This window comes from Acinetobacter sp. YH12098 (assembly GCF_013419235.1).
Classification (GTDB): domain Bacteria; phylum Pseudomonadota; class Gammaproteobacteria; order Pseudomonadales; family Moraxellaceae; genus Acinetobacter; species Acinetobacter amyesii.
In genome coordinates this window covers 24,808-42,308 of sequence record NZ_VPAO01000039.1, presented here as the reverse complement: position 1 = coordinate 42,308, position 17,501 = coordinate 24,808, and the positions used below count along the sequence as shown (strand labels likewise).

The 17,501-nt window shown below is 39.2% G+C and carries 15 protein-coding genes and 1 pseudogene; 13 read left to right on the top strand and 3 right to left on the bottom strand.

What is annotated here, in order from left to right:
* Both FTU38_RS12990 and FTU38_RS12985 read left to right on the top strand, forming a co-directional pair.
* Nucleotides 1-90: pseudogene (locus FTU38_RS12990) on the top strand (IS5/IS1182 family transposase); the annotation flags it as partial.
* 208 nt (nucleotides 91-298) lie between these two features.
* On the top strand, nucleotides 299-478 hold the full coding sequence (locus FTU38_RS12985) for a hypothetical protein (protein WP_078190224.1): 180 nt from the start codon (nucleotides 299-301) through the stop codon (nucleotides 476-478).
* Between the two features lie 60 nt (nucleotides 479-538).
* Here the strand turns inward: FTU38_RS12985 and FTU38_RS12980 are convergent, their stop codons facing one another.
* Together FTU38_RS12980 and FTU38_RS12975 are read right to left on the bottom strand one after the other, a co-directional pair.
* Nucleotides 539-1,951 (bottom strand): sensor domain-containing diguanylate cyclase, encoded by a 1,413-nt coding sequence (locus FTU38_RS12980; RefSeq protein ID WP_180004932.1) that lies wholly within the window; start codon nucleotides 1,949-1,951, stop codon nucleotides 539-541.
* A gap of 242 nt (nucleotides 1,952-2,193) precedes the next feature.
* Complete coding sequence (locus FTU38_RS12975; RefSeq protein WP_180004931.1) at nucleotides 2,194-2,982, bottom strand: hypothetical protein; 789 nt, start codon at nucleotides 2,980-2,982, stop codon at nucleotides 2,194-2,196.
* A gap of 303 nt (nucleotides 2,983-3,285) precedes the next feature.
* Here FTU38_RS12975 and uvrB point away from each other — a divergent pair, with 303 nt between their 5' ends.
* The 7 genes from uvrB to FTU38_RS12940 all read left to right on the top strand — a co-directional run bounded on the left by uvrB (nucleotide 3,286) and on the right by FTU38_RS12940 (nucleotide 12,872).
* The gene (uvrB, locus tag FTU38_RS12970; RefSeq protein WP_180111421.1) at nucleotides 3,286-5,307 is read left to right on the top strand and encodes an excinuclease ABC subunit UvrB; all 2,022 of its coding nucleotides are present in this window, start codon (nucleotides 3,286-3,288) and stop codon (nucleotides 5,305-5,307) included.
* 154 nt (nucleotides 5,308-5,461) lie between these two features.
* The gene (locus FTU38_RS12965; RefSeq protein ID WP_180026333.1) at nucleotides 5,462-6,052 is read left to right on the top strand and encodes a lipocalin family protein; all 591 of its coding nucleotides are present in this window, start codon (nucleotides 5,462-5,464) and stop codon (nucleotides 6,050-6,052) included.
* 134 nt (nucleotides 6,053-6,186) lie between these two features.
* On the top strand, nucleotides 6,187-7,119 hold the full coding sequence (rarD, locus tag FTU38_RS12960) for an EamA family transporter RarD (RefSeq protein WP_180111419.1): 933 nt from the start codon (nucleotides 6,187-6,189) through the stop codon (nucleotides 7,117-7,119).
* Between the two features lie 209 nt (nucleotides 7,120-7,328).
* A complete protein-coding gene (locus FTU38_RS12955; RefSeq protein ID WP_180111417.1) occupies nucleotides 7,329-9,014 on the top strand; it encodes a hypothetical protein in 1,686 nt (561 codons plus the stop codon).
* A gap of 708 nt (nucleotides 9,015-9,722) precedes the next feature.
* Nucleotides 9,723-11,180, top strand: a complete 1,458-nt coding sequence (locus FTU38_RS12950) for a glyceraldehyde-3-phosphate dehydrogenase (RefSeq protein ID WP_180111415.1) — start codon at nucleotides 9,723-9,725, stop codon at nucleotides 11,178-11,180.
* A 306-nt stretch (nucleotides 11,181-11,486) separates the two neighbouring features.
* Nucleotides 11,487-12,188 carry an MFS transporter gene (locus FTU38_RS12945; RefSeq protein WP_218953940.1) on the top strand — a complete coding sequence of 234 codons (702 nt, stop codon included), beginning with the start codon at nucleotides 11,487-11,489 and terminating at the stop codon, nucleotides 12,186-12,188.
* Nucleotides 12,189-12,191: 3 nt separating this feature from the next.
* Nucleotides 12,192-12,872: a hypothetical protein gene (locus FTU38_RS12940; RefSeq protein ID WP_078190209.1), complete on the top strand. Its 681-nt coding sequence runs from the start codon at nucleotides 12,192-12,194 to the stop codon at nucleotides 12,870-12,872.
* A gap of 55 nt (nucleotides 12,873-12,927) precedes the next feature.
* Here FTU38_RS12940 and FTU38_RS12935 read toward each other — a convergent pair whose 3' ends face one another.
* Nucleotides 12,928-13,782: an SDR family oxidoreductase gene (locus tag FTU38_RS12935; protein WP_180111413.1), complete on the bottom strand. Its 855-nt coding sequence runs from the start codon at nucleotides 13,780-13,782 to the stop codon at nucleotides 12,928-12,930.
* A 115-nt stretch (nucleotides 13,783-13,897) separates the two neighbouring features.
* Here FTU38_RS12935 and FTU38_RS12930 point away from each other — a divergent pair, with 115 nt between their 5' ends.
* From FTU38_RS12930 to FTU38_RS12915, 4 genes are all read left to right on the top strand, one after another.
* Complete coding sequence (locus tag FTU38_RS12930; protein ID WP_078191873.1) at nucleotides 13,898-14,272, top strand: helix-turn-helix domain-containing protein; 375 nt, start codon at nucleotides 13,898-13,900, stop codon at nucleotides 14,270-14,272.
* 213 nt (nucleotides 14,273-14,485) lie between these two features.
* Nucleotides 14,486-15,700, top strand: a complete 1,215-nt coding sequence (gene cgtA / locus FTU38_RS12925) for an Obg family GTPase CgtA (RefSeq protein ID WP_078190204.1) — start codon at nucleotides 14,486-14,488, stop codon at nucleotides 15,698-15,700.
* A 40-nt stretch (nucleotides 15,701-15,740) separates the two neighbouring features.
* On the top strand, nucleotides 15,741-16,874 hold the full coding sequence (gene proB, locus FTU38_RS12920) for a glutamate 5-kinase (protein WP_180004924.1): 1,134 nt from the start codon (nucleotides 15,741-15,743) through the stop codon (nucleotides 16,872-16,874).
* A 157-nt stretch (nucleotides 16,875-17,031) separates the two neighbouring features.
* The gene (locus tag FTU38_RS12915; protein ID WP_180111411.1) at nucleotides 17,032-17,484 is read left to right on the top strand and encodes a GNAT family N-acetyltransferase; all 453 of its coding nucleotides are present in this window, start codon (nucleotides 17,032-17,034) and stop codon (nucleotides 17,482-17,484) included.
* Nucleotides 17,485-17,501 lie beyond the last annotated feature (17 nt).

Sequence of the window (17,501 nt, the reverse complement as noted above, 5' to 3'; positions counted from 1 at the left end):
AGAGGAATTGCCACAAGATACGATAAGCTAAAACGTAACTATCAAAGCGCTGTTGCTTTAGCTTGTATATTTATATGGTTGCCTCTTTAGCTCAATTTATCGGCTGTAAATGTCAACACACCCTAGTTTAAAACGACCATATTTAAAGCAGTTTTTTGTGCTGTTGTCCTCTATAGATATAAAAATTCAAAGCTAATTATGGAGTCTTTATATGTCAATCGAGGCTAATCACTCAAAGCCTTTTACACCAAAACCATTTTTTTTGTACAATAGCGCCAGATTCAATTGAGTTATTCGTATGAGTACGCAAAACCCTCCCAAGAAAAAGGCTTTAGTCAATTTGCCTTTTCCGATTAAAAAAGCTGAAGATAATGCTTCGGATGAAATCTTTGAAGATATGCGTCCAAAACCGCAGCGTTATGCTGACCGTACTTGGATGCCACCACGCGGTACACGTCGTTCGATGGGTAAGCGTTAAAAGATTTAAATAAAAAAGCCATGGTAAAAACCATGGCTTTTTTATTGCAAATTATTGATGTTAAGTGCGTATTTCAGACTGAATTCTACGGTCTTTATTGAGATAATACTTTTTCTTCTGACGATACATGTCAAGATCAGCACGTTTAAGCATATCTTCCATTCGCTCATTCAAAGTATTGGTGGCAGAACCAATTGATATACTCATCGGTTGATTAGAATAAAATTGGTTATCGACCAATAACAACTCATTCAAACTTTGTAAGCAGTTTTGCAGCGCTGCATCATCTGCACCGGGTAATAGAATGACAAATTCATCACCGCCAATGCGTGAAGCAGAATAGGGCGTATGCTGAATAAGTTGGTTTAAAATGTTGCCCAGACGTCTGAGGATACTGTCACCAGCATCGTGTCCAATACTGTCATTGAGTTCTTTTAGTCCATTTAAATCAATAAAAATACAAGAAACAGGACGTAATTGATTGCGTTCGAGACGATTGAGTTCTGCGATATAAAATGAACGGTTATAGAGCTTGGTCAGAACGTCATGCTTACCTAAATATTCAAGATAATTTTCAGCCTTTTTACGTGCGGTAATATCAGTCAGCGCAACCTGGACAGTGCTCCAGTCATCGAGATAATCGGGAAATACGGTAAATTGCAATAAGACATGGCGAATACTGCCATCAAGTGCATAATTTACGGCTTCACGTTGATGATGTAGATTGCCATTCCAAAGTTCAATCAACTGTTCTTTAAAGGTTTGCAGCATTTCTTTGGTAAAAACTTTATGTACATTTTTGAGCAATATTTCTTTGTTCGGAGCGCCAAATAAATCAAGCGTGGCTTGATTGACGTCAACGATCAGTATTTCTTTAATGCACTCTTGTACAAAATCGGGATGAACATCCAAAAAAGTGACAAAGTCTTCAATTTCTAAAGCGCGTAGCTGATCTAATTTTATTTTAATCCGGCTGAAATCTTCTACCCAAAGTGAGGTTGGCGAATAATGGAAACGCGCTTCTGCCAAATGACGACTTTGTTCATGTAAACGACAAGCTTCGGTATAAGATGTGATATCTTCAGTTGTAATTAAGACTGCTGATAAATCCTGCTCATGATTTGGTAGGACGATGCCTTTGAGTTGAATGTCTAAACGTTGCCCACTGAGTGTATAGTTTACGGCAGAATGGGAAAAATGTGTTTCCCCATTCCATAATGCAACCAATTCTCTAATATGTGTTTGACACATCTCCGCCTGAAAAACGAGATCAAGGTTTTGACATAAATGTTCAATATTACGCGCTTGATACAGTTCTAACGTTTTTGTGTTGACCTGTAAGATTTTTATTTTTCTTGCACATTGCAGAATACGTGATTCATCTTGTTGAAGAAAAGTGGCGAGATCCTGCACACCTTGCTGACGCCAGAGATCAAATTGTTTTTTGACTTCACTGTAATCTTCAAGCCACATTGCAATGGGGGATAGCTCAAAAAAGGAGAATCTAGCATGTCTATTTTATGTGCTCGTCATTCTTTATGATAATGTCAGCAAGTAGTATAAGACGAAAAAAATGATATTAAAATAATGTGATATGTAAAATAAGTTTTATTTTTAATGTGACTTAAGTCGCTAAAAACCATTAATCAACTGTAGAAAAAAAGCCAATATAGACATTGGCTTTTTGGGTGTTTCAAATGTGGTGAAAAGAGCCTTTAGCGGCTGGCTTTACGGGCTTTATTTTCAGGCTTTGGTGCAGCGATTTCACGTTCAGCTTTCCAAACATCAATGAAATCTTTTTCATTAATATTGTACAGTTCAAGTAGGGCTAAAATGACGCCGCCAAACATCATTGGGCCTTCTGAGTTGCTTTGAAACTCAAATATTTTCCCATTCAGGGCATGCAAAATATCTTCAATTTCAAAAATACGGTCACGACCATTGCTATCTGTCGGGTACATTTGGGTATTCAGCACAATTTTCGCAAGACTTTTTTCATTATCTGTTAAGGCCAGAACATCAACCAATTCATCTGCCGAAGGTGCAAAAATTACCGAGTCTTGAAAAATTGTATGTAGAAGTTTCGAAGTAAGTTTAGGTAAAGCTTTTTCAACGAAAGGACGGAATGAAATTGGAAAAATAACATTTCTGGAAATCCCCTTAAACATGGGAGCAATTTCTTCAACTTTATAGCCAGCGACACCACAGCCAATCGAAGTAATGAAATATTTGGTCTTCGGATGATTCTTGGTATAGATTTTAAAATCATCAACATAATGTTGAATCTGAGACAATGGCATTTGTTGTAAATGCTCATTCATTGTTGGAATAGCAAAACTTTGACCAGCCCATCCACGACCAATACCATTCATTGCACCAAAATGCTCTAGGGCAGTACGCGCTGCACCGCCAGTATGTTGACCTGCCATATTGCTGCCAAAAACAAAAATGGTATCTTCAGCTAAGTTTTTAACAATACTTTCGTCATGATATTGATAAGTCATAAAGTTTGATCTGTGGCGTCCTTTTGTTCATGTTGCAGGTGAAATTTAGCTAGGTCAAGTATCAATCTGGGTTAAATGAACGCTTTACCTATGAGTTTTTTAGCCTAAAGAGTTTCTTTGAAAAAAAATGGCTCAATCAGGTGATTTATAATTTTGAAGTTGACGAAAAAATCTAGAAACTCATACTAAATAAAGATTACTTCTGTCTGTAAGAGACTTTGGCTTTTTACATAAATTTAGCGTTGTTTTGTGCAACTTTGCCCTCATAATAAAGCCCTATAAAAACTGTTGAAGAAGAAGAGTGTGATGCAGGAACAGCCTTTTGAACTGGTAACACAATATCAGCCCGCAGGTGATCAACCTCAAGCGATTGAGAAATTGGTTAAGGGGATTGAGAAAGGAATGCATGACCAGTTGCTCTTAGGGGTAACAGGTTCGGGTAAAACCTATACCATGGCAAATGTGATCGCTCGCACGCAACGTCCAACAATTATTATGGCGCATAACAAAACTTTGGCTGCGCAGCTTTATGGCGAGTTTAAAGCCTTCTTTCCGCATAATGCCGTGGAATACTTCGTCAGTTATTATGACTATTATCAACCCGAAGCCTATGTTCCATCTTCAGATACTTTTATTGAAAAAGATTCATCGATTAATGATCATATCGACCAAATGCGTCTTTCAGCAACACGGGCATTATTAGAGCGACGTGATGCAATTATCGTAGCGTCAGTTTCAGCTATTTATGGTCTGGGTGATCCCAATGCTTATATGAGTATGCTTCTGCATATCGTGGAAGGAGACCGTATTAGCCGTGATGATATCATCCGTCGTTTGGTGGAAATGCAATACACCCGAAATGAACTCGAATTTTTACGGGGCACATACCGTATTCGTGGTGAAATTATTGATATTTTTCCTGCTGAATCTGATCAAAATGCCATTCGAATAGAGTTATTTGATGATGAAGTTGATTCAGTTCGATGGTTTGATCCATTGACAGGCAGAATGGTGCGTAAAGTGCCACGGATTACGATTTACCCAAAAAGCCATTATGTAACACCTAAAGATAATTTACAGCGTGCAATTGGAACGATTCGTGAAGAACTCGCAGAACGACTAGGATTCTTTCGTGCAAATGATAAATTACTCGAAGCACAGCGTATCGAACAACGTACACGTTATGATTTAGAGATGATGCAGCAGCTTGGCTATACCAATGGTATTGAAAACTATTCACGCCACTTGTCTGGCCGTCCTTCTGGTGAAGCACCTCCGACTTTGTTTGATTATGTACCTGATGATGCTTTATTAATCATTGATGAATCGCACGTTACCGTTCCGCAAATTGGGGCTATGTATAAAGGTGACCGTTCACGTAAAGAAAATTTGGTCAATTACGGTTTTCGTTTACCAAGTGCGCTTGATAACCGCCCAATGAAATTTGAAGAATGGGAGCAGATTATTCCTTCGACGATTTATGTCAGTGCAACGCCTGCACATTACGAAATGGAAAAGTCTGAACAAGTCGTTGAGCAAGTGGTTCGACCCACAGGTTTGGTTGATCCTGAAATTGAAATTCGTCCAGTGTTAACGCAAGTTGATGATGTATTGTCAGAAATTAATAATCGTAAAAACTTAAATGAGCGTGTATTGGTTACGACATTAACCAAACGTATGGCAGAAGATTTAACTTCATATTTGAAAGAATATGGCATTAAAGTCGCTTATTTACATTCAGATATTGACACTGTTGAGCGCACTAAAATTATCCATGAATTGCGTTCGGGTGTATACGATGCAATTGTTGGGATTAACTTACTGCGCGAAGGCTTAGATATGCCAGAAGTGTCTCTAGTCGCCATTTTAGATGCAGACAAAGAAGGCTTCTTGCGTTCTGAGCGTTCTTTGATTCAAACCATTGGTCGTGCAGCGCGTAACTTAAACGGTAAAGCGATTTTATATGCAGATCGTATGACCGACTCCATGCAAAAAGCCATTGATGAAACGGATCGTCGTCGTAATTTACAAATTGCATTTAACCTTGAACATGGCATTACGCCACGCAGTGCAGTGCGTCAAAACGTCAATGATATTGATACAGGTGAAGTGCTGACAGATGATGAAATCGATGCAAAAATTTCAGATCAGGCCAAGGCATTAACTGCAGATGAACGTCATTTGATGTCTGATCCAAAACTTTTAGCAAAACATATGAACAAGCTGGAAAAAGAAATGCTGAAAGCATCGAAAGATTTGCAGTTTGAACAAGCTGCTCGATTACGTGATGAAATCTTGCGTTTAAAAGCACAGATGATTTCATAATTTTGTTAGACAAGATGCGGCATATTGTTTGAATTACATACATAATTCAGACAAGAAAATGATTTTTAGAGCAATTTTTTCCGCTAGAGTAAAAACACGAGAGAGAGAATTACTTAATTTTCATCGAATGTTTTGCATCGAAATGAGGCATAAAATGACAACAACGAATCTTCCGAAAGCTGGTTTTAAGCTCGCAAAAATTGCACTTGGTGCAGCAGTGTTAATTGGTTTGGGTGCAGCCACAATGGCCTATGCACAGACGAAACCTTTACAGACTGTGGAAAAAGTCGAGCTCGATCGTTATTTAGGTATGTGGTATGAAGTTGCTCGTAAGCCTTTAGTCTTTCAAAAAAGCTGTGCTCGTGATGTTACCGCGGTCTATACCTTAAATGAAAACGGCAATATTAATGTCAATAATCGCTGTGTATCGAAAGATGGCACCAAGAAACAATCAATAGGCGAGGCATTTGTACAAAATGCACCGTTTAACTCAAAATTAAAAGTCAGTTTCTTACCTGAAGCGATTCGTTGGTTGCCTGTGGGGCGTGGTGATTATTGGGTGCTCAAAGCCGATGAAGACTATCAAACAGTCTTGGTGGGTGAACCCCGTCGTAAATATATGTGGGTGCTATCTCGTTCGGCTCATCCAGATCAGGAAGTGATTCAGGAATATCTAAATTATGCTCAATCTGTCGGTTATGACTTATCAGATATTATTCATACCAAGCAAACAGTAAAACCATAAAACCTAAATATTTGAACAAATGCTAAAAAACCATGCCTGTGCATGGTTTTTTATTTGCTAGAATGTCTCTGCGAAAAGCTTGATTGATCAAGCAAAATATCAAATTTATGGTGTATTTTGGACTGGAGTGGAAGATGTATAAAGGCGTTGCATTGTCTGTATTGGCATCGGTCACTTTTGGTATTTTGTATTTCTTTACCATCTTTTTAAAACCTCTAGATAGCGAGCAAACATTTGCATGGCGCATGTTAGCGACCTTGCCATTTTTAACCTTATTTATGTGGTGGATGAAAGACTTAAACAAAGTCAGTGAAATATTTTGGCGAGTGGTTAAGCAGCCGATCTTTCTGATTTGGTTAATTGTCAGTTCATTTTTATGTACTACACAGCTTTGGTTGTTTTTGTGGGGGCCGATTAATGGCCGTGGACTAGAAGTTTCTTTGGGATATTTTTTACTTCCTTTAGTCATGGTTCTGGTCGGATGTGTGCTGTATAAAGAAAAACTTTCTAAATGGCAGATGGCTGCCGTGGCACTGGCAATTTTAGGTGTAGGTCATGAAATTTGGCGTATTGGCAGTATCGCGTGGGAAACTGTTTATGTCGCTGTGGCTTATCCGATTTATTTCTTTTTACGTCGTACCTTTAAAACTGATCATTTGGGTGGTTTTTGGTGGGATCTTTGCTTAATTCTGCCTGTAGCCTTTTATTTAGGATTTATTCATAGCGATAGTTTAGTGCTGATGTCGTTATTTCCTCATCTGATTTTGGCGGTTTTGGGACTTGGTTTTCTGAGTGCGCTTGGCTTAGGTAGCTATATGGTGGCGAGTCGTTATCTGCCATTTGTGATATTTGGTTTGTTGAGTTATTTAGAACCTGTGTTGTTAGCCTTTGCATCGATCGCATTGGGAGAGCGAGTAGAAGCCGAAGAATGGCTGACCTATATTCCAATTTGGGGTGCAGTGTTGTTATTGGTGATAGAAGGCATCTTGCATCTGTTTAAACAAAAGCAAAATGAACGTGCGCTAGCTAAAAATGTAAAAGCGTTAAATGATCGAATCGATTCTTAGACTGAAAATATTGGTACGATAAATTGATCAGTTCACAATTAACACTTGCTGTTTTTTAAGAAAATCTTAAACTTAGAAAATTAAAACACACCATGATTCAATTCATTGTTTAGGAAGAACAGTATTGAATGATGGTGTACAAAAATATTTATTTTAGATAAAAATAAACTGAAATCGATAAAAGATTGATTAAAGAATCAAGATACAGGATGCAGTCAGTGGTTGTCCCATTTCATCAAAGCGCTAAACTTTTACAGCTAGAGCCTGTGTTGGATCAGCATTGGCGGAGTATTGTATCTGAAGTATGCACTGATCTTGATCAATCCAATTTAGCACAGATACAGCAGGTGTTTTCGCAAAAAGGTATTCGTTGGGAGTCTTCATCACAGTCGTATCAAAGAGATGTACCGATGAATTTGGGCATGCTGATGAAAGTACTAAAATATGATGTCATGCGTGAGCATGCACAGTATTTGGCAACACAGCTCGAAGAACTTCGAATATTGACAATGAGTATTCAAGTTGCGCAAAAATTAGAAGAAAACCTAGCCTATATCAATAAAATAGATGCCGAAGAAGATTTTGAATTACAGTATGAAAAAAATGTATTACATCAGCATTTCATTTTAAATGCCGCACAAATCATTCGTGAAATGGATTTGATTGCGCCGAGTGATGCACGTCAACTCACTGCTCTGCAAGTTAAAATTTTCTTGATCGAAATTTTCTTAAAGTCACATATGTTAGGGCAAGTTTTTGATGCTTCTGTACCAAAATCATCTGAGGTTTGGCAACATCCGATTTTTAAATATTATTTAAAGCGTGAACAAAAAACGCGTTATTTACAAATTGTACAAACATCTGAGTTTATTTATATTTTGTCGCCTGATTTAGATTGGACGACGCAGTATTCAGCAACTCGGTTTTTATCGACAAAACATAATGACGCCCTAGCAGACGACGTTTTTGATGGGTTGGCTTTAGATTTAAATACTGCTTTAGAGAATCAGCAAATAGACGAATTAAAAATTCAAGTCTCTAAGCTGGCATCTATTGCAGGTTTTATACATTTAGATCTGCAAAATTTAATGCAGCAACTACATATACGGGTAGATAAGCATCTACTTTTAATGCTGCATGTAGAGGATGCCACTCAATTAGTGACGGTTTTACCTACTTTTGAGCAGCAGTTCAATACATTGATCTTGAAGCCATTGCATCAGACTGTTCAATATCAACTGAATGAGCAGATACAGCATGATTTTTTATTTTTCCATAGCATGCAAATATCTCAGAAGCTCATCACGAGTCTAAACGTCTTAAGTAGCTGCCCGAAGTTTGAGGCGAGTTTGGAGTTAAAACGACTGCGACTTCAACTACAGGCTTGGCAGGTGCTTTTGTTGAAACGGCGTGCTCAAATTTTTCATGTTCAAAACGAAGATGAGTGGGAATTACATCATCAGCAGTCACAGCAAATTCATACGGCGCTGAAGGCGATCTTGCAGCCGGTCGATGATCAACAGAAGATCTTTGCTACAGACGCAACTGTAGAAAATACGGCTAACCATGGCTCACATGTTGGATTTTCCAAACGCATGACGAAAACAGGGGAGTATGAAAGCCTTGAAGCCGATGCTTTAAAAGCGCAGCAGCAAAAAAAGCGCCAGACTTATATGCAGGTTTTAATGTTGCTGAAGGAACATGCTTCACAGCTCGTCAATCTTGATTTTGAGCCATGTGAAAATGCCTTAAACGTGCGATCTTTTAGTGATCAGAGATATTTTGCGATTAGTGCTGGTGAGAATAGTTTAAATGCACTACCGAAAATATTAGAGCTGAGTGTAAATTTCTTTGATTTTAATCTGGAAAAGTTTGCTGATAATCTGAAAAATTAACTGAATTTTAAATATAGATCTGACTTTAAATAATTTTAGGCAGTAACATTAGAGGCGTAATTTAATTCAAATAAAAGAACGATACGCTGTAATGTCATCCGCAATTGTCTGAGACAGGGTTACTTCTAATAAAAAATGTTTTTGCGATACTTTGAATAAATTGACGGTAGTGAACGAGTTTTGCGGTGAGGAGCATTGCTCCGCAAGATGGTTTCCTTATGAAGCACGCTTCTCATTTTGCCAAATGAGAAACAACGTTTCGTAAGAGTACCTCCGACTGAAGGCTAAACCCTTTATTCAAACTTTAGATGTAAGATTCCGTCGAATAGTCTTAAAAATCATCTAAAAATGTGAAATTATTATTACGAGCTTAACATCAGTAAAAATACTATAAATTGAGCAAAATAAAAAACACCACAATTTGAACAATATAAATATTCGTTTATCTTTGAGCTAAATATGCAGAGATCTGGTTGATAAAACTACATTTGAAATTTTGTGACAAAAATCTGCGAAAAAGCCGGTTTTTCAACTTTCGGCTATAAAATCATAATACTAATCATGATTATTTTGAAAATTGATAGTGAATATATAACAAAATAACCTTGTCGAAATCTGCTTTTAGATTCATTAATTTTCAGTTTTCCATTACAATTGTGGGGTTTTGAAATTTATGCTTAGATTTACAATTAATTAGAGGACGTATCTGTGAGCAAAGACACTATCGTTGCCCTACATGCAGAGCACCAAGGTCGCTGGAAAAACCGTGAAGAAATCGCGGAACGTATGATTGCCCTAGTGGGTCAGTTATATCGTGAAAAAAACATCGTAGCTACAGTATACGGTCGTTCTTTAATTAACCGTTCGGTTATCCAAATTCTTAAAGCGCATCGTCGTACTCGCGTACTTGACGTTGAACTTTCAGTTGTGAACACTTTCCCAATTCTTGAAGCTTTAGCGAAAATCGAAAACATCGGTACTGCTGAAATTGATCTTGGCAAACTTGCTGTTGAGTTCAAAGAAAAAGGCGGTGATGTTGAAGCATTCGTTGCTGACGCTGTTAAATCACTTGAAGGCAATGCAACTAACGTTGAAAACCGTGATGTTGTACTTTACGGTTTCGGTCGTATTGGTCGTATCCTTGCACGTTTGATGATCAGCCAATCTGGTTTAGGCCGTGGTCTTAACCTTAAAGCAATCGTTGTTCGTAAATCATCTGACGGTGACTTAGAAAAACGTGCGTCTTTGTTACGTCGTGACTCTATTCATGGTCCATTCGCAGGTACGATTTCTGTTGATGAAGAAAACGAAGCAATCATTGCTAACGGTAACTTCATCAAAGTGATCTATGCGTCTAACCCATCTGAAGTTGATTACACTGCTTACGGTATTAACAATGCACTTGTAATCGATAACACAGGTAAATGGCGTGATTCTGAAGGTCTTGCACAGCACCTTAAATGCGCTGGCGCTGCACGTGTAATTCTAACTGCACCTGGTAAAGGTGACATGAAGAACGTTGTATACGGTGTGAACCAAGCTGACATCCTTGATGAAGATACAATCATCTCTGCTGCAAGCTGTACAACAAACGCGATCACACCAACACTTAAAGTGTTAAACGACAAGTACACAGTGATCAATGGTCACGTTGAAACAGTTCACTCGTTCACAAACGACCAAAACTTAATCGACAACTACCATAAAGCTGACCGTCGTGGTCGTGCTGCTACTTTAAACATGGTAATCACTGAAACAGGTGCTGCTAAAGCTGTTGCTAAAGCACTTCCTACTCTTCAAGGTAAATTGACTGGTAACTCAGTACGTGTACCTACTCCAAACGTATCTCTTGCAATTTTGAACCTTACTTTAGGTCAAGATGTTGACCGTGAAGAAGTGAATGAATATATTCGCCAAATTTCAATCAACTCTAACCTTCAAGGTCAAATCGGTTATACAAACTCAACTGAAGTTGTATCGTCTGACTTTATCGGTTCACGTACCGCAGGTGTATTTGATGCTCAAGCGACAATCACTTCTGGTAACCGTTTAACTGCTTATGTTTGGTACGATAACGAAGTAGGTTATAGCTGCCAAGTATTGCGTATTGCGGAACAAATGGGTGGCGTAAGCTATCCAAAAATTCCTGCTGAAACGAATGCATAATTTGTGAAAGCTAAAAAAGAGCCTCATTTGAGGCTCTTTTTTTATCTAAAGAGTATGGGTTAAAAACTTAAGGCATAGATGACGAATGGATTGATCATAAGCATCAAAAGTTCTTGTTTTTTCTGCCACTGTTAGATGAGTGTGAGTCGTTTATAATGAAAAGCTGACTAAAATGTTCAAGTTTTAAGTTAATGAAATTATTAAAGAATTAAATACAAAAAAATTGCAAACTGGTTTGTATAATGTGTTCAAAATGAGACTGTAAAAAATAAAAAGCAAAAGGAATTTAGTTTGCAAGCAAAGCACATGCTCAGTGGATTGGCATTTATTGTGTTTGCTGCGCTTTGTGGTGTACTTATCGCCATTTGGGTGTTTAAGCACTTTAATATTTATATCCCGCTAGAAAATCAGAACGTCAATATTGACCTGCAAGAGCCGTTACAAGCCGAAGTCAAAATTCATGATGCCTTAGATGTGGACGTGACAGGGCGGGTGAATGCTGAAATTCCGATACATGAAAATTTAAATATTCCCTTAACTCAAACGCTGACGCCACGGGTGTATTTTGATAATCAAGTCCCAATCAAGACCACGATTCCAGTACGTGAAACTTTGAAAGTGAATCAAAATCTTCCTGTGAATACCAAAGTAAAAGTTAAAGTCATGGGGCAAGATGTGACTTTACCACTCAAAGGTGATATCCCAATTCAATTGGATATTCCAGTGAATATGAATGTGCCTTTGGAACAAAAAGTACATTTAAAATTTGATGCGCCAGTCAAAACCGTACTGAAAGAAAACCTACATATTCCACTGAATGCAAATTTAAAAACCAACATTCCTATTGAAGGTAATTTGAATGTTCCAATTAAAACGGCATTGAAAGCGACAGTGGACGTACAAAATACGTTGCCCGTTCAAATTAAAAAGGGTGAATTGGTGATTCCACTAAAAACAATGCGACTCAATAGAGAGCATGCCAAAACTGAAGCGAAAGCTCAGGCGTAAGCCATGTGGATATTTCAATCGGCGAAGCGTATCATTTTGAGTTTTATCGCAGTTGCATTGTTGGTTGCGGTACTATTTTGGTTGTATTTAAATATTTATGCGTCGATGCAAGTACGTGCAAAAAATGCTGATATTCAATTGTCGCATTCACTACCCACCAAAATTTCAGTAGGCAATTATTTGCAAACGCAGTCTATCGGGACGTTGGATACGCAGATTGCTTTAGATCGGAAGCTGCAACTACCATTAAAGGGAAAATATCTGGCAGATTTGCAGTTTAGTGTAGAGGTTCCGATCTCAGTGGATATTGATTATTCCACCAATATTCAAATTAACCAGACGATGCCGCTTGAGGCGACCACGGATTTGGTGATTAAAAATAAACTCGTGCCGAAATTTCCTTTAAAAATGGACATTCCTGTCAAGTTAGATGTGCCTTTTCATTTGAAAAGAACCTATAACATTCCTATTCGAATTAATTTTAATGGCCCTGTGTATTTTGAGTTTAATGAAAAAGTTGATTTACATGTGGTACATCAGTTTGCACCACAACTAAAACTCAATGACCCGATGACCATGCGAAAAATCGCAACCTTTAATGCCACGATGTATAACGCAGAGCGTAATACCAAGGCAAATTTAGATATGAACATGGATTTACCGATAAAAAATGTACATCCCTAAGTGAAATTCAAATCAAAAAGCCCGAATCAATTCGGGCTTTTTTGATGGTTCGATCTTATTTTAAAGCAGCTTCAACAGCACTGCCTAGAGAAGTGGTTGAGTGACCGAGCAACTGTTCCAAGTCCTTACGATCACTTTGCATTGCACCGTCAATGCTATTGATATCAGCATCGACGATTACATCTACAAGACCAGCGGGTAAGCCCGCTTGTAATAGGCCTTGCGTGTAGTCTTCTGCTGTTAGATTTTGATAGTGAACATTTTGACCTGAAACTTGCTGTAGGGTTTCAGCAAGCTGTGCCAATGTGAAACTGTCTGAGCTTGCAAGTTCATAGGTTTTATTCTCATGACCAGAGCTTGTAAGTACTTTTGCAGCTGCTTCGGCATAGTCAGCACGGGTCGCTGCATTAATTTTTCCATCCTTTGCTGCACCAAATAAGGTACCTGTTTCAACCACATGCCCAGCAGCAGCAAGATAGTTTTCGACATACCAGTTATTTCGTAAGAAGGTATAGGTTAAACCACTAGCTTGAATCAGACTTTCTGTTTCACGATGCTCTTGAGATAAACCCAATGGTGACGTATCTGCACGTAACAGGCTGGTATAAGCAAGATATGGAACTTTCGCTTCTACTGCAGCATCAATTACGGCTTTGTGTTGTGGAGTACGCCGACCAATTTCATTGGCAGAAATGAGTAATAATTTATCGACACCTTGTAGTGCAGGAACCAATGTATCTGGTTGATCATAGTCAAAATGACGAAGTTCGATGCCTTGAGCTTGTAGAGATGCTGCTTTTTCTGGTGAGCGAACTAAAGCGATGATGTTTTCGGCCGCGGTTTCTTTCAATAAGAATTGAAGGACCAATTGGCCTAGTTGACCTGTTGCACCTGTAATTGCGATTTTCATATTTAAACCCTCTGATTGTTGAATAAATGATCTTGAGGGTTGAATCTTAATCTGTTAACTTACTAAATGTAAGTACGTACTAAAAAGTAAGTTAGTGACTTTGAGGAAAGATTTAATGAACACATACGCTACAAGTAAATTATTAGGTCAAGTTTTATCCACGGACTGTCCATCTCGAGAAATATTGGAACATCTCACCAATAAATGGTCAGTATTAGTTTTACGTTGTTTGACTGAAGGGGTACACCGTTTTAGTGAACTTAAGCAGCGTATCGAAGGGGTAAGCGAAAAGATGCTGGCTCAAACGCTGAAAATGCTCGAGCAAGATGGTTTTATCTTGCGGACAGTCTATCCAGTCGTGCCACCCAAAGTGGAATATCAACTGACATTAATGGGCTCACAGGCTGCAGAAAAGTTAATGCATCTGATTGGTTGGGTTGAACGAACCTTGCCTGAAATTATTGAAGCCAAGGAAAATGCACGTAAATAGCTTTCAGAAATGGGGAGTGAAATTCGTTTGCCATTTATCAAAGGTATTTTGATGGTGCGCTAAAGATTTTCGAGCGAGGTGCGGATTTTCCTAAAAATTTGCATCAGCACCAAGATGAATGAAATTTATAGTATTGCTGAATAATATTGTTCGAGAAATTCTTTAAAATATGGCAGAATAAGCGGTTTTAAAGTTTTTAGAGGATTGGCAAACATGCGCTTTGTTGATGAAGCAGTCATTACCGTAGAGGCTGGCGACGGTGGCAATGGCGTAGCCAGTTTTCGCCGTGAAAAATTCGTACCATTTGGTGGTCCAGATGGTGGTGATGGTGGTCGTGGCGGTAACGTATACGTTCAAGCCGACAACGACACAAGTACCCTAGTAGATTATCGTTATACACGTAAATTCCGTGCAGAACGTGCTAAAAATGGTCGTGGAGCGAACTGCTCAGGCCGTGGCGGTGAAGATACCGTATTGCTCGTTCCAGTGGGCACAACAATTGTAGATACAGAATCTGGCGATATCATCGGCGACTTAGTGGCTGACGGTCAGCGTGTGTTAGTGGCAGCAGGTGGTGAAGGTGGTTTGGGTAATACTCACTTCAAATCTTCAACCAACCGTTCTCCACGTAAATGTACACACGGCTCAAAAGGCGAATATCGTGAAATTCGTCTTGAATTAAAAGTACTCGCAGACGTTGGTTTGTTGGGTATGCCAAATGCGGGTAAATCAACCTTTATCCGTGCAGTTTCAGCAGCAAAACCAAAAGTTGCAGATTATCCATTTACCACTATGGTGCCAAACCTAGGTGTGGTTGATGCCGATAGTCACCGCTCATTTGTAATGGCGGATATTCCGGGTCTAATCGAAGGTGCTGCAGAAGGTGCAGGTCTAGGTATTCGATTCCTGAAACACTTGGCACGTACACGTATTTTATTACACATCGTAGATGTTCAACCGATTGATGGTTCTGACCCTGCGTACAATGCAAAAGCAATTTTGGAAGAGTTGAAAAAATTCTCCCCAACGCTTTCAAAATTACCTGTTGTATTGGTACTCAATAAAGTAGACCAATTGGCGGCTGAAACGCGTGATGAATGGTGTGATCACATTCTCGAAGAGTTGCAGTGGAAAGGCCCTGTATTCAAAACTTCAGGTTTAACGTTTGAAGGTACTAAAGACGTTGTGTACTACCTGATGGATCAAATTGAAGAACAGCGCGAACGCGAAACTGAAGATCCTGAATATGCAGCAGAAGTTAAAGCGTTCCGTGATCAGCTTGAAGCTGAAACACGTGAGCAAACGCTTGCTGCGAAAGAAGCATATCGTGAAATGCGTCGTCAACAACGTCTGGCAGGTCAAGGTGAAGACTTTGATGATGAATTTGAAGACGGTGATGATGAGGCAGAATCGTACTACGTACGTTAATTGCTGAATAAGTGTCAAAGCAAACAAGTCTGAGGACAAGATGATAGAAGTGGTAGATGGGCAACGTCAGCTCAAGGGTTGTAAACGTATCGTTGTTAAAATCGGATCATCACTACTCACAGCAAACGGAAAAGGGTTAGATCTGGATGCAATCTCGCATTGGGCGGGACAAATTGCAGAACTACACAATGCAGGACACGAGATCATTCTTGTGTCTTCCGGTGCTGTGGCTGAAGGTATGGTTCGAATGAATCTGGACAGCCGACCCACAGATCTACCCAGTCTTCAGGCTTGCGCAGCCATTGGACAAATGGGTTTAATACATACTTGGTCAAGCGTTTTAGAACAACGTTCTATTCGTACAGCTCAAGTTTTATTAACCCATGACGATTTGGCTGACCGTCGTCGTTATTTAAACTCTTGTGATGCCTTGCAGCATTTGATTGATTGGCGTGTGATTCCTGTGATCAATGAAAATGACACAGTGTCGACTGACGAAATCCGCTTTGGCGATAACGATACTTTGGCTGCGATGGTGGCTGGACAGGTTCATGCAGACCTTTTGGTGATTCTAACTGACCAAGAAGGCATGTTTGACTCAGACCCTCGTTCCAATCCAGATGCAAAACTGTTCCATACAGTACGTGCAATGGATGAATCATTATTCGATATGGCTGGTGGCGGCGGTAAATTCGGTCGTGGTGGTATGTTGACCAAAGTTCGTGCGGCACGTTTGGCAGCCAAGTCCGGTTGTCCAACAGTCATTGCGAGCGGTGATAGCGACAATGTACTTTCACGTGTGATGGCCGGTGAATTACTCGGTACCTTATTCATTACGGATAATGACCGTGTCACAGCCCATCAACAATGGTTAGCTGCACATTTACAAACAGCTGGTCGTTTAGTGATTGATGATGGTGCAGTCAAAGCCATTCGTGATAATCACCGCAGTTTATTACCTGTAGGCGTGAAAGCGGTTGAAGGGCATTTTGAACGTGGTGATGTGGTGGAATGCGTCGATACACAAGGTCATCGTGTTGCCGTCGGTCGTGTAAACTTCAGTTCACGCTCGGCAGAAATCGTTAAAGGTTTGGCCTCAGATAAAGTTCATCAAGTTTTAGGGGAAGCCCGATCACTTGAAATGATCCATCGCAATCATATGTCGATTTACTAAATTGAAAGATCAAAATCCTGCTTCCGAGCGGGATTTTTTATGGCATGCCATTTGAATATAACGATAAAAATAGTAATAAGACGAGAAGAATATGAGCGAAATTTAATATTTAAACCTTCAAGATCTAAAAGATGAGCAGGCTCAACTGTGTGAATTATTGGCCCAATGTGTGCAAGATGGTGCATCACTGGGTTTTTTAGCTAAAGAATCTAAGTCGCACTATGATGAATATTGGTCTGCTGTGGCAAAGAATATTCAAAAGCATAAAACCTTTTTGTGGGTGGCGCTGCAAAGCGGTGAAGTTGTGGGCACAGTACAATTGGTTCGTGCCACCAAAGCCAATGCACTGCATCGTGCTGAGATTGAAAAACTTATGGTGCATCCAAAGGCACGTCAAAAAGGCATTGCTCATCAACTATTCACACTTGCAGAAGATCAAGCAAAACATTTGAACTTGAAATTACTTGTACTTGATACGCGTACAGGCGATGTCTCTGAAAAGCTATATGAAAAATTTAACTTTATAAAAGCTGGGATCATTCCGCAATTTGCATTGAGCCATACAGGTACAATAGATTCAACGACATTATTTTATAAATTATTAGTTTAAGTTGAAACGGATGGATA

Coding starts and splice junctions, on each gene's coding strand:
- rarD (WP_180111419.1), top strand. CDS start 6,187: ATGTATAAAGGCGTTGCATTGTCTGTATTGGCATCGGTCACTTTTGGT.
- FTU38_RS12985 (WP_078190224.1), top strand. CDS start 299: ATGAGTACGCAAAACCCTCCCAAGAAAAAGGCTTTAGTCAATTTGCCT.
- FTU38_RS12930 (WP_078191873.1), top strand. CDS start 13,898: ATGAACACATACGCTACAAGTAAATTATTAGGTCAAGTTTTATCCACG.
- FTU38_RS12940 (WP_078190209.1), top strand. CDS start 12,192: ATGTGGATATTTCAATCGGCGAAGCGTATCATTTTGAGTTTTATCGCA.
- cgtA (WP_078190204.1), top strand. CDS start 14,486: ATGCGCTTTGTTGATGAAGCAGTCATTACCGTAGAGGCTGGCGACGGT.
- FTU38_RS12955 (WP_180111417.1), top strand. CDS start 7,329: ATGCAGTCAGTGGTTGTCCCATTTCATCAAAGCGCTAAACTTTTACAG.
- FTU38_RS12945 (WP_218953940.1), top strand. CDS start 11,487: ATGCTCAGTGGATTGGCATTTATTGTGTTTGCTGCGCTTTGTGGTGTA.
- FTU38_RS12935 (WP_180111413.1), bottom strand. CDS start 13,782: ATGAAAATCGCAATTACAGGTGCAACAGGTCAACTAGGCCAATTGGTC.
- FTU38_RS12980 (WP_180004932.1), bottom strand. CDS start 1,951: ATGTGGCTTGAAGATTACAGTGAAGTCAAAAAACAATTTGATCTCTGG.
- FTU38_RS12965 (WP_180026333.1), top strand. CDS start 5,462: ATGACAACAACGAATCTTCCGAAAGCTGGTTTTAAGCTCGCAAAAATT.
- proB (WP_180004924.1), top strand. CDS start 15,741: ATGATAGAAGTGGTAGATGGGCAACGTCAGCTCAAGGGTTGTAAACGT.
- FTU38_RS12975 (WP_180004931.1), bottom strand. CDS start 2,982: ATGACTTATCAATATCATGACGAAAGTATTGTTAAAAACTTAGCTGAA.